9 protein-coding genes and 1 pseudogene are annotated in these 12,298 nt (G+C 62.4%); 4 read left to right on the forward strand and 6 right to left on the reverse strand.

Annotated features, from left to right (window positions below):
• Nucleotides 1-232: 232 nt before the first annotated feature.
• The 5 genes and pseudogenes from NRB16_RS09575 to NRB16_RS09595 form a co-directional block, all read right to left on the reverse strand.
• Nucleotides 233-1,750, reverse strand: a complete 1,518-nt coding sequence (locus NRB16_RS09575; protein ID WP_257106034.1) for a sigma-54-dependent transcriptional regulator — start codon at nucleotides 1,748-1,750, stop codon at nucleotides 233-235.
• A gap of 97 nt (nucleotides 1,751-1,847) precedes the next feature.
• Complete coding sequence (locus NRB16_RS09580; RefSeq protein WP_045482878.1) at nucleotides 1,848-2,204, reverse strand: DUF5064 family protein; 357 nt, start codon at nucleotides 2,202-2,204, stop codon at nucleotides 1,848-1,850.
• A 61-nt stretch (nucleotides 2,205-2,265) separates the two neighbouring features.
• Nucleotides 2,266-2,738: pseudogene (locus NRB16_RS09585) on the reverse strand (YbaN family protein).
• A 53-nt stretch (nucleotides 2,739-2,791) separates the two neighbouring features.
• Nucleotides 2,792-3,412: a biliverdin-producing heme oxygenase gene (locus NRB16_RS09590; protein ID WP_253111811.1), complete on the reverse strand. Its 621-nt coding sequence runs from the start codon at nucleotides 3,410-3,412 to the stop codon at nucleotides 2,792-2,794.
• A 113-nt stretch (nucleotides 3,413-3,525) separates the two neighbouring features.
• The gene (locus NRB16_RS09595; protein WP_257106035.1) at nucleotides 3,526-6,090 is read right to left on the reverse strand and encodes a TonB-dependent receptor; all 2,565 of its coding nucleotides are present in this window, start codon (nucleotides 6,088-6,090) and stop codon (nucleotides 3,526-3,528) included.
• Between the two features lie 245 nt (nucleotides 6,091-6,335).
• Between NRB16_RS09595 and NRB16_RS09600 the strand changes: the two genes are divergently transcribed.
• Nucleotides 6,336-6,854, forward strand: coding sequence for a sigma-70 family RNA polymerase sigma factor (locus tag NRB16_RS09600; protein WP_257106036.1), 519 nt, complete (start codon nucleotides 6,336-6,338; stop codon nucleotides 6,852-6,854).
• A gap of 36 nt (nucleotides 6,855-6,890) precedes the next feature.
• Nucleotides 6,891-7,844 (forward strand): FecR domain-containing protein, encoded by a 954-nt coding sequence (locus tag NRB16_RS09605; protein ID WP_373568448.1) that lies wholly within the window; start codon nucleotides 6,891-6,893, stop codon nucleotides 7,842-7,844.
• 436 nt (nucleotides 7,845-8,280) lie between these two features.
• On the opposite strand, the gene gap is transcribed toward NRB16_RS09605, so the two are convergent.
• The gene (gap, locus tag NRB16_RS09610; RefSeq protein WP_253111813.1) at nucleotides 8,281-9,279 is read right to left on the reverse strand and encodes a type I glyceraldehyde-3-phosphate dehydrogenase; all 999 of its coding nucleotides are present in this window, start codon (nucleotides 9,277-9,279) and stop codon (nucleotides 8,281-8,283) included.
• Between the two features lie 220 nt (nucleotides 9,280-9,499).
• Between gap and edd the strand changes: the two genes are divergently transcribed.
• Nucleotides 9,500-11,326 (forward strand): phosphogluconate dehydratase, encoded by a 1,827-nt coding sequence (gene edd, locus NRB16_RS09615; RefSeq protein WP_045482858.1) that lies wholly within the window; start codon nucleotides 9,500-9,502, stop codon nucleotides 11,324-11,326.
• Complete coding sequence (locus tag NRB16_RS09620) at nucleotides 11,323-12,297, forward strand: glucokinase (RefSeq protein ID WP_045482855.1); 975 nt, start codon at nucleotides 11,323-11,325, stop codon at nucleotides 12,295-12,297. Before edd ends, NRB16_RS09620 begins: the two co-directional genes overlap by 4 nt.
• The last annotated feature ends 1 nt before the right edge of the window (nucleotide 12,298 follow it).

Raw genomic sequence — 12,298 nt, forward strand, 5'->3', positions numbered from 1 at the left:
TGCTGCATGGGCATGCCCTATGTCGCTCATCTAGCAAGTTTCTGACCAATTAAATTTTTTGTATATAAATCAAAGGCTTGATGGTTTTTTTGAGGAAATTGGGTTATTGCTCTGTAACGATTTCGATACGAGGTTGCTGGCAGGCGTCGCAGGCAACGGCTGCCGGCCTTGCAGATGGGTGCTCAGGGTGGCTCTGTATTTAAATCGTTACGGTGTATTGATTTCGATACGACTAGGTGCGTATCGTCTGTTGACCAATGCCGTACTTGCGCAGGCGGTGGGCAATTGCGGTGTGGGAAGTGCCCAGGCGGCTGGCGAGTTGGCGCGTCGAGGGGTAGTCAGCGTACAGGCGCAACAGCAGGTCCCTTTCGAACCCGTCGACTGCCTGTTCCAGGCTGCCGACGGTCTCGACGGGCTGGCCGGCGACTGCGGTCGCGGCGATATCCAGATCGGCCAGTTCCACCTGGCAGCTTTCACTGACGGCGGCGGCGCGGAAGATGACGTTCTGCAATTGCCGCACATTGCCCGGCCAGCGGTAGCCAAGCAATGCGCTTTGCGCCTCGCCAGTCAGGCGGCAGAGCGGGCGCTGGATCTGAGTGCAGGCCTGCTGCATGAAAAAGCGCCCCAGCAGCACAATGTCCTGGCCGCGCTCGCGCAGCGGCGGCACGTGCAGGTTGAGGACGTTCAGGCGATAGAACAGGTCTTCACGAAAGCTGCCTTCGGCGACCATCTTTTCGAGGTCGCGGTGGGTGGCGCTGATGATGCGTACATCGACTTTGATTTCCCGGTCGCCGCCCACCCGGCGAAAGCTGCCATCGCTGAGAAAACGCAGCAGTTTGGCTTGCAGATAGGGCGACATCTCGCCGATCTCGTCAAGAAACACCGTGCCACGGTTGGCCAGTTCCATCAGCCCCGGCTTGCCGCCGCGCTGGGCGCCGGTAAATGCACCCGGCGCGTAGCCGAACAGCTCGCTCTCGGCCAGGCTCTCAGGCAATGCGGCGCAGTTCAATGCCAGAAACGGCTCGCCATGCCGGGCGCTGCTGGCATGGGAGGCGCGGGCCACCAGTTCTTTGCCGGTGCCTGTTTCGCCGCGAATCAGCAGTGGTGCATCCAGGGTTGCGACACGCTGGGCGCGGCCCTTGAGGGTGCGGATGGGCGCAGAATCACCGAGCAGCGCGTCGAAGCCTTCAGCGTGGTCGTGGTGCAGGGCCGACAGGCGTTCGCCGATACGGCTGGGCGGGTAGAGGGTGAGCAGGCCACCGGCTTCGGTGATAGGGGTGGTTTCCAGCAGCAGCGCTTCACCGCCCAACGTGATTTCGCGCATGGGCAGCCGAAAGCCGTTGTCGCGCAGGCTGGCTTGCAGGTCGGGGTCGTTGAGCAGTGTGCCCACCGGCTCACCCACCGGCTCGCGACCGATCAGCGCCACCAGCGCCGGGTTGGCCAGCAATACCAGGCCCTCGCTGTCCAGTGCCAGCACCGGGTCGGTCATGGCGGCCAGCAACGCATCGAGCTGTAGGTGGCGACGCTGGCCGGGCAGTATGTCGACCACGGTAATGGCTTCGACGCCGCGCACCCGAAACAGCGCGTCCTTGAGGTCTTCAAGCATCTTCGGGCTGAGCGTCGGCGCGTCGATATAGACGTTCGGCGGCACCATTTCCACGGCATCGAGGTTCAGATTGCGGCTGCCGAGGATCGCCAGAACTTCCTGGGTGATACCGACACGGTCAATGAAGCAGACATGGATGCGCATGATGAACAGGCATGGAGGCTCAAGAGGTCGCCAGTATGCCTTGTGATCGCCAGCACGTCCTGTACGGTTGCTGTCCGGTCAACCGGGTGTCGGCTGGCTACTCCAGATGTTCCGGTTTGACCGGCTCGCCGGGTTGGGCATGCAATTGGGCGCGAATATCCTCGAACATCCGGTCGTAGTCCTGATGTTGCGATATTGGCAGCCCGGCCGGGTTGGGCAGGCCGTGGCGGATGGCGATGCGGCTGGCGTTCTGGGCAAAGTTGAAGGCCAGGTCGCGAGGCAGCTGGAAGGTTTCGCTGAACGGCTTGCCGTCGATTTCGCCCTGCATCTCGAAACTCATGCAGGTGCCCAGCGCCGGGTCTTCGACGCGTTGATAGCGCAGATGGATATCAAAGCTGTGATCGGTTTTTTGCAGTGCGCTGTGACTGAGATGCAGATGGCCGGGTTCGAACATGCTGGCGTTCCCCACAAAGCAGATGAATGTGTCCGGATAGACACTACCGGACTATCCGGGTTCAGCGCTTGTCGTGGGTCAATGGTGGCTTGCTGGCAGGTTCCGGGCGTGACCACAGCCACAGGTTGCCCATGGCCATGCCGGCGATTGCCAGATACAGCCACCACACGTGGGTGAACAGGCTCAGCATCAAAATGGCGCAGGCCAGCATGCTGATCGTCGCGCTGATCTTGCTGCCGCGCGAGACCATCCGGCCATTGCGCCAGTTGTACAGCATTGGCCCGAACAGCCGGTGATTCTCAAGCCACGCATTGAGGCGTGGTGAACTGCGGGTGGCTGCCCAGGCGGCCAACAGAATGAACTCGGTGGTCGGCAGGCCGGGAACGAAAATGGCAATGATGCCTATCGCCAAGCTGGTGTAAGCCAGCAGGCCGTAAAGCAGGCGTGAAAGTCTGGAGCCGGGCGGTTTGTAGGTCATGGTCATGATCGGCGAGTTCAAAAGCCCGGCCAGCTTAGGGGCTGTGCCGGGTGCAACGCAAACCGCGTTGTTGCAAGCGCAGCAGCCCCGCCAAGGCTTGCCCCTGCTGTCATGCCTGAGCCACGTCAGCCTGAGGGGCCGCAGAGCCGGCGTAGGCGTGCTCCAGCAGCACACCAAAACGCTCGAACGCCGCCAGGGCGCCCTGGTCGAGTTCGGCTTCCTGGCTGGCGCTCAGGGGCAGCTCGTCGAGAATCCGGGTAAAGGCTTTCCAGCCGGCGGCACGACCGCCCTCGGGCTCGCCCAGGTGACGCGCGCCGAATTGATGGCTGAGGTTCAGCGCTTCAGCGCGCTTGATCAGAAACGCCGCACCGAGCTTGGAACCTTCCGAGACGAACAGCCAGCCCAGCGCCTGGGCAACGCCGGGTTGCTGTACCGCACCCGCGACGCCGGCCGGCAGTTCGGTATTGAGGTCTTGCAGGTCGGCGGCGGCCTGTTCGGCGCGGCAACGCTGGGCCAGGTCCGGAATCAGGGCGATCAGTTGCGGGTCGCGGTACAGCGCTTGCAGTTCGCTCTGGAACAGATACTGGGCAACCACGAAGCGTGTGTAGCTGCTCAGGGTGGCAAACGGCGCATGGGCCTTGACCGCGTGATCGAGCTTCTCGTGTGGTGCGTGGGTGATCTTGTTCAGGCGTTGTGAGCGAAGCTCGCGGCTCGGGGTATCGGTGGTCATCGAATCTTCCTTGCGAGAAATTTCAGGGCTTGTTGAATAGACGAGTGGGCCGCTTGCGCCACGTAAAAAAATGCCGCACAGCGTGCGGCATTTGTTCAGCCAGCCACTGGCAGTCAGATGTCCCACACCAGATTGACGCTGAAGTTGCGCCCCGGCTGGGTCAACCGGTCGAGGTTGGCGGGGGCCGTCACCCCGGCTTCACCGACGCCGTCGTAGCCGCGCACGTCATCCCACAGCCAGTACTGTTTGTCGGTCAGGTTGTAGAGGCCCGCGCTGAGCGTCACGTCCTGAGTGACCTTGTAGTAACCGGTCAGGTCCAGCACGCCGAAGCCCGGGGTCTTGAACTGGCTGGAAACGCCATCGGGGGTGTGGAAGTTGCTGTCATCGACGCGGTTCTTGCGCTTGACCAGGGTCCAGCTCAACAGCCCGCCGTAGTTATCCTGGTCATAGCCCAGGCCGAACACCCCGGTCAGCGGGTTGACGCTGTTGATCGGCTCGCCAGTGTCGTCGTTGCGGCCTTGCAGCCAGGCCAGCGACGCCTGGGTATACAGGCCCTGCGGCGCGCCGAAGTGGCCCAGATCCAGGCGGCCCTTGAACTCAGCACCCTTGATGGTGGCGTGGCGGATGTTGCTGGACTGGAAGGTCGTCTCGTTGTAACCGGGGCTCAGCGCGTCCTCGTTGATGAAGTCGCGGTACTTGTTATAGAACACTGCGACATCGAACGAACCGGCGTCGAAGCGGCCACGCAGGCCGGTCTCGAAGCTCTTGCTCTTTTCCGGCTCCAGATTCGGGTTGGGTTCGACCGAGTAGCCGGCGTTGGGGTTGTCGAAGCGGCCAAACAGGGCCTTGGCCGATGGGGTGCGGAAGCCTTCGGCGTACTGGCCGTACCAGGTGTACTGCTCGTCAATCGCGTAGGTCACGCCGAACTTGGGCGAAACCCGATGCCAGGTCTTGTCGTCGCCGCTGGCCTGCCCGTTGCTGGCCAGGTTCAGGGAGTTGATGAACTCCGGGGTCAGCTTCGGATCCAGGCGGGTGTGGTCGTAGCGCACGCCCGGCGTGAAGGTCCAGTTGTTCCAGCTGATCTGGTCCTGGGCGAACAGCGCGTAGCTGGTAATGGTCGGGTCCGGGAAATCGCTGGTCGGCACCAGACGGTCGGCGGTGCTCTCGGCGCCCACGGCGCGGCAGGCGCCCAGTACCCGGGCACAGATGCCGTAGCCGCTGCGCAGGCCGGTGACTTTCTGTTGCTTGAGGGTCGTGCCGTAGGTCAACAGGTGGTCGGTTTCAGCCAGGGCAAAGGCCTTGTCGGCCTGGGCATCGAAGATCCACTGCTTTTCCTGATAAGTGGTGTCACGGAAACGATAGACATCGCGGGAGAACGGGAAGTAGCGCTCTTCAGTACCCTGTGAGGTCTTGGCGTTCTGGTAGTTCAGGCTCCACTTGATGTTGTCGGCCAGCAGGCTGTCCAGCGCAAAGCGATGCTCCAGGCCGAAACGCTCGCGGGTGATGGTGTCGTTGCCCAGCCGTGATTGGTACATGCCCAGCCCGGCACCATTGGTGAACGGCCCGCCCACTGCGCTTTTCAGGTCGGTATCGCGGTCGTCCTTGTAGCGTTCATAGGTCAGTTGCAGGTGCGCATCATCAGCGTAGTTCCAGCCCAGCTTGGCCAGCACGTTGGTCGAGCGCACGTCTTGCGGGTTGGCTTCAGTGCGCGCCAGGCCATTGCCGCCGGTGCCACCGTAGGACTCGGTCTCATGGCCGTTGCGCTGGCTGGCGTGCAGCAGCGCATCGAAGTCGTTGTAGCGACCGGCGACGCTGGCGGAGGTCAGCCAGCTGTCGTCAGCCGAACTGTAGCCGGTCTTCAGGCGCGCGCCGGCGTCACGACCGTCTTTGATGATGTCGTCGGCATCCAGGGTGTAATAGCTGACCACCCCACCGATGGCGCTGCTGCCGTACAGGGCCGAAGCCGGGCCGCGGAGAATTTCGACGCGCTTGACGATTTCCGGGTCGACGTAGTTGCGCTGGGTCTGGGCGTACGGGCCGCTGAAGAAACGGTCTGGCACCTCGACGCCATCGACCTGGGTGAGAATCCGGTCGCCATCGATACCGCGAATGTTGTAGCCGTTGGTCCCCGCCCGGTGGCCTGCGCCGCCCACCGAAACACCAGGCTCGTAGCGCACCAGGTCGCGAATGTTATTGACGTTCTGGCGGTCCAGTTGCTCGCGGGTATGCACGCTGACCGTGCTGCTCACGGTGCTGATGTCCTGTGACTGGCGAGTGGCACTGATGGTGGTCTGATCCAGCGCCAGCACGCTGCCGTTGGCGCGGCGCTGCAGCACCACGTTCTGCGGGCTGATGGTGCGATAGCCCAGCGCGCTACCGGCCAGCAGGCGCTCCAGTGCTTGCTCGGGGGCCAGCGAACCCTGCACGCCCGCCGTGGTGACGTTACGGGTCAGCTCCGAAGGCGCGCCGACCTGCCAGCCGGTGATTCGGCTGAATTCGTTGAGTGCCGCCACCAGCGGTTGCTGGGCGATATTGAACGAGTACTGGCCGGCACTGCGCTGGCTGGCGGGTGCGGTTTCGGCGGCGAGCACCGACATGGCGGGCAGGCCGGCGCTCAGCATGGCCACGCTGAGCAAGGACAGCGCGAAACGTGAGCGGGGTAGTGCGGCGGATGGCATGAAAGGGCTCCCTGGCGTGTGTCGTCGGCATCATTGGAGATGCTTGGGTAATACGAATCAGTTGCATTGGCTATGACTAGACGAACGGCACCAAGGGGGCGCGTAAAAATAACTGGGTAAATTTCTACAGATTTATCAGGCCGTTCGCGCACCGTGCTGGCCTGATATCGGGCAGCATTAAACGCTTGACGCTTAAGGTGGATGATAAGCATTATCATCGGCTTGATTATCGGTCGAGCCCTGCCGTGTCCCAGTCCCGCTTCAACGATGTCTTCCAGGCCCAGCGCGATGTGCTGTTGCGTACCCTGCAGCGCATGGTCGGTAGCCACAGCACCGCCGAGGATCTGTTACAGGAAACCTGGCTGCGGGTGACCCGCGCCCTGACCGAGCGGCCCATCGATCATCTGGAGCCTTTTGTCTACCAGACCGCGCGCAACCTGGCCCTCGACCATTTGCGCGCGCAACGCCTGCGCGAGCGCATGCTGGTTGAGGATGTACCCACTCAGGAGCTGGAGAGCATTGCCGCGCAGTTCGGCTCACCCGAAGACTCTGCCCATGCTCGCCATCTGCTCGACAGCCTGGGCGCCAGCCTTGGGCGGTTGAGCCCGCGCCAGCAGCGGATTTTTGTGCTCAGCCGCTTGCATGGCTGTAGCTATCAGGAAATTGCCGATACGCTGGATGTCTCGCCAAGCACCGTGCAAAAAGAACTCAAACTGATCATGGCGATCTGTATCGGAGTCATTGCCAGGCTTGACCACGCCTGATAAACACGTCCGTTACAAGAAATGCCGAGGAACACCGTGACCGTAGCCCCCCAACGCCCGCCAGGCGAAAACGTGTCGGGCGCAAGCGCCATGGATCAGGCCTTGAACTGGCTGATCGAACTGGACGCCGCCGATGCCGGGCAGCAGGCGCGCTTTGAGGCCTGGCTGCGGGCCGATCCTGCGCATGCCGAGGCGTTCGCCCAGGCCGAGGCGATCTGGAATAGCCAGGTCGTGCGCCAGAGCGCCGCGACGCTTAACCAGCGCCCGCAGCGCTGGCAGCGCCTGCGTGCCTGGACCCGGCCCATGGCGGCGGCAGCGGTGTTGCTGCTGGGGGTGGGCTATTTCGGCAATCTGCCGCTGCGCTTGCAGGCCGATCATCTGACCGTGGCCGGCGAGCGGCAGCGGCTGGAACTCGATGATGGCTCGCGGGTGCTGCTCAATACCCGTTCGGCGTTCTCCAGCCAGTTCGATGAGCAGCATCGCCTGGCGCGGCTGTATCAGGGCGAGGCGTTTTTCGAGGTGGCCAATGCCCATGGCATGCCACTGGAGATCGAGGCCGGGCCGCTGCGGATGAGCACCCGTGGCAGTGCGATGTCGGTGCGTTATCTCGACGGCGAGGCGCGGGTGCAGGTGCAGCGTGGCGCGGTGGATGTGCATGCGGTCAAAGGTGGTTCGCGGCTTAGCCTGAGTGCCGGTGATAGCGTCAGCCTGAACGCCGCCGGGCTTGGCCCGCAGCAACGCCTGGACCCTGGCCGGGACCTGGCCTGGGTGCAGGGCCGGCTGATTTTCGACAACTGCCCGATGGGCCAGGTGCTCGATGAGTTGCGGCGTTATTATCCGGGCCTGATCGTCAACACCAATCCGGCCCTGGCGCAGGTCAATGTGACCGGTAACTACCGGCTGGACAACCCGCTGGATGTAGTCCGCTCACTGGCCGAGATGACCTCCGCAAGCGTGCATGAATTGCCCAAGCTGGTGATTATCAACTGACCGGTTTTGTTGGGGCAGATTGATCCGCGAAGGCCTTACGATTGGTGCATGGATCGTGGCCGCAGTTGTCTGGACTGAGGGTTTCGCCCCGACGGGCGACCCTATTTTGTGCTTGGCAAAATAGGGGAAAACCGCTTGCTCCTGGTTTGGGTCCGCCCTGCGGGCAGACTTCCCTCCGTCCGGTGCCGATTCGGGGGCCGGCGCGATGGGCGTCCTGCCCATCGCACCTGCCCTTCATATCAAGAGCAGCGACATCCATGTCGGTTTCTCCCCCGAATCGACACCTGCGCTCGGCCAGCACCAAATGTCGCGATTGTCGGCGCCTGTGAGATCGCATTCCAAAAAGACCTCGCCCGTCGGGGCGAAACCCGCAGGTCAGTCAACCGCGGCAATGGATCTTGCGCAAAACAGAAGATCTTCGCGGCTAAAGCCGCTCCTACGCGTTATGCAACGCCAGGCAGTTATCCAGCATGCGGTTGGAAAACGCCCACTCATTGTCGTACCAGGCCAGCACCTTGAGCAGTCGACCACTGACCTTGGTGTGGTTGGCGTCGAAGATCGACGACAGCGGGTTATGGTTGAAGTCGTGCGACACCAGTGGCAACTGGTTATAGCCCAGCACTTTCGAATTCTGGCTGGCCGCTTTCATCAGCGCATTGACCTCATCGGCCGTGGTATCGCGCTTGAGCTGCACGGTCAGGTCCACCAGTGACACATTGATCACCGGCACCCGCACGGCCATGCCGGTCAGTTTGCCGGCCAGCTCCGGCAATACCAGCCCGACAGCCTCGGCGGCGCCGGTCTTGCTCGGGATCATCGACTGAGTGGCCGAACGCGCACGGTACGGGTCGGTATGGTAGACATCGATCAGATTCTGATCATTGGTGTAGGCATGCACCGTGGTCATCAGGCCGCTTTCGATGCCCAGTTCGCGGTGCAGCACCTGTGCCACCGGCGCCAGACAGTTGGTGGTGCACGAGGCGTTGGAAATAATCTGGTGCGACTGGCGCAGCACGTCATGGTTGACGCCATACACCACGGTGGCGTCGGCGCCGCTGGCCGGGGCCGAGATGATCACTTTGCTGGCGCCGGCCGTGATGTGCGCCGCCGCCTTGTCGCGGCTGGTGAACAGCCCGGTGCATTCGAACACCACATCGACCTGTTGGGCCTTCCAGGGCAGGTCTGCCGGGTTGCGGATGGCGCTGACTGCAATCCGGTCACCATTGACTGTCAGGCTTTCGCTATCGCACTCGACGGTGCCGTCAAATGGCCCATGGACAGTATCGAAGCGCAGCAGGTGGGCGTTCATTTCACTGTTGCCCAAGTCGTTGATGGCGACGACCTGCAAGTCTTGCCTATAGCCTTGGGTATACAGTGCGCGCAGGATGTTACGACCGATGCGGCCAAAACCGTTGATTGCGATACGAAGGGCCATGAACGCGTCCTCTCTGGAATTTGTTGTTTGAATTACAAGATTATTCTCATAAAAATAGAAAACAAGCCTTTTTGGTGGCAATATTTTCCTAAACCTACAAATACAAACCTTGAAGATCCGACACCATGACCCAAGTCACGGTCTTGCCTGACAAACCGGTGACCTGCGACTGTCCAGAATCTTTACGGGTGACCATAGACCTTAGCCTGGAGTTCATCACATGCATCCCCGCATCCTTGAGGTCACCGAACGGCTGATCGAACGCAGCCGTCCGACCCGCCAGCGCTACCTGCAACTGATCCGCGAGGCGGCCAGCGACGAACCCATGCGGGCCAAGCTGCAATGCGCCAACTTTGCCCATGGCGTCGCCGGCTGCGGCAGCGAAGACAAGCAGACCCTGCGGCTGATGAACGCTGCCAACGTAGCGATCATCTCGGCCTACAACGACATGCTCTCGGCGCATCAGCCCTACGAGCACTTTCCGCAGCGCATCAAGCAGGCCCTGCGCGAGGTCGGTTCGGTCGGCCAGTTCGCCGGTGGCGTGCCGGCCATGTGCGATGGTGTGACCCAAGGTGAGCCGGGCATGGAACTGGCCATCGCCAGCCGGGAAACCATCGCCATGTCGACCGCGGTCGCGCTGTCGCACAACATGTTCGATGCCGCCCTGATGCTGGGGATCTGCGACAAGATCGTGCCGGGGCTGATGATGGGCGCGCTGCGCTTCGGCCATCTGCCGACCCTCTTTGTGCCCGGCGGGCCGATGGTGTCGGGCTTGTCCAACAAGGAAAAGGCCGACGTGCGCCAGCGCTATGCCGAAGGCAAGGCGAGCCGTGAAGAACTGCTGGACTCGGAAATGAAGTCCTACCATGGTCCGGGCACCTGCACCTTCTACGGTACTGCCAATACCAACCAGTTGCTGATGGAGGTGATGGGCCTGCATCTTCCCGGTGCCTCGTTCGTCAACCCGTACACGCCGTTGCGCGATGCGCTGACCGATGAAGCCGCGCAACAGGTCACCCGCCTGACCCGCCAAAGCGGCAGCTTCATGCCGCTTGGCGAAATCGTCGATGAGCGTTCGATCATCAACTCCATCGTCGCTCTGCACGCCACCGGCGGCTCGACCAACCACACCCTGCACATGCCGGCCATCGCCCGGGCGGCGGGGATTCTGTTGACCTGGCAGGACATGGCCGACCTTTCGGATGTGGTCCCGACCCTGACCCATGTCTACCCTAATGGCAAAGCTGATATCAACCACTTCCAGGCCGCTGGTGGCATGTCGTTCCTGATTCGGGAGCTGCTGGGCGCCGGGCTGCTGCATGAAAACGTCAATACCGTAGTCGGTCATGGGCTGAGCCGTTACACCCGCGAGCCGTTTCTCGAAGACGGCAAACTGGTGTGGCGCGAGGGGCCGCTGCAAAGCCTCGATGAAAATATCCTGCGTCCGGTGGCGCGGCCATTCTCGCCAGAGGGCGGCCTGCGGGTGATGCAAGGCAATCTCGGTCGCGGGGTGATGAAAGTGTCAGCGGTGGCCCTTGAACATCAGGTGGTCGAGGCGCCGGCCCGGGTGTTCGAAGACCAGCAGGCGCTGGCCGATGCGTTCAAGGCCGGTGAGCTGGAGCGCGATTTCGTCGCCGTGATGCGGTTTCAGGGCCCGCGCAGCAACGGCATGCCGGAGCTGCACAAGATGACCCCGTTCCTCGGCGTGCTGCAGGATCGCGGCTTCAAGGTCGCGCTGGTCACTGACGGGCGTATGTCGGGCGCCTCGGGCAAGATTCCGGCGGCCATCCACGTTTGCCCGGAAGCCCATGATGGTGGCCCTTTGGCTTTGGTGCGTGATGGCGACGTGATTCGGGTCGACGGTGTCAAAGGCACATTGCAAGTTCTGCTCGAACCGGCAGAATTGGCCGCAAGACAACCGGCAACCACGCAGATCGACAGCAGTGTCGGCTGCGGTCGTGAGTTGTTCGGTTTCATGCGTGTGGCCTTCAGCTCCGCCGAGCAGGGGGCCAGCGCCTTTACTGCAAGCCTGGAGGGACTCAAGTGAAGCTGGCTCTGGTAGGTGATATTGGCGGTACCAACGCACGGTTCGCGATTTGGGAAGACGATCAACTGCACTCGATCCGGGTGTTCGCCACGGCTGAGTATGCAGGTCCTGAACAGGCCATCGAACTCTACCTGCAAGACCTTGACCTGCAACGCGGTGATGTCAGCCATGTCTGCCTGGCCGTCGCCGGCCCGGTGGACGGTGATGAATTCCAGTTCACCAACAGCAACTGGCAGTTCAGCCGTTCGAAATTCTGTGAGCACCTGAAGGTCGAGCACCTGTTGCTGGTCAACGATTTCGCGGCCATGGCGCTGGGCATGACCCGGCTGGGTGAGGATTACCTGACGGTCTGCCATGGCATCGGCAAGCCGCAGCGGCCGCGTGTGGTGATCGGGCCAGGCACCGGCCTTGGCGTCGGCACGCTGGTCAAGACCGGCGACAATCACTGGACCGCGTTGCCCGGGGAGGGTGGTCACGTCAACCTGCCGGTCGGCAGCGCCCGTGAAGCGCTGTTGTGGACCCGCCTGATGGCCGAGCACGAACACGTCAGCGCCGAAACCGTGCTCAGCGGCGCCGGGCTGCTGCGCCTTTATCAGGCCAGTTGCGCACTGGACGGCATCGACGCGCCGCTGAAATCGCCGGCAGCCGTGACTGCCGCCGCCCTGGATGGCGATACCGTGGCGGCTGCAGTGCTCGAGCAGTTCTGTGTGTTCCTTGGCCGGGTGGTGGGTAATAACGTCCTGACCCTCGGTGCGCTGGGGGGCGTGTACATCGCCGGCGGCATGGTGCCGCGCTTCACTGAGTTTTTTATCAATAGCGGATTCCGTCAGGCGATGGCCGACAAGGGCGTGATGAGCGACTATTTCGACGGTCTGCCGGTGTGGCTGGCGACTGCCGAGTATCCGGGCCTCAATGGCGCCGGGGTGGCCTTGCAACAGGCGTTTGGCGAGGGCGAACAGGTACTCGAATAAC

The sequence above is a fragment of the Pseudomonas sp. LJDD11 genome (assembly GCF_024584215.1).
Classification (GTDB): Bacteria; Pseudomonadota; Gammaproteobacteria; order Pseudomonadales; family Pseudomonadaceae; genus Aquipseudomonas.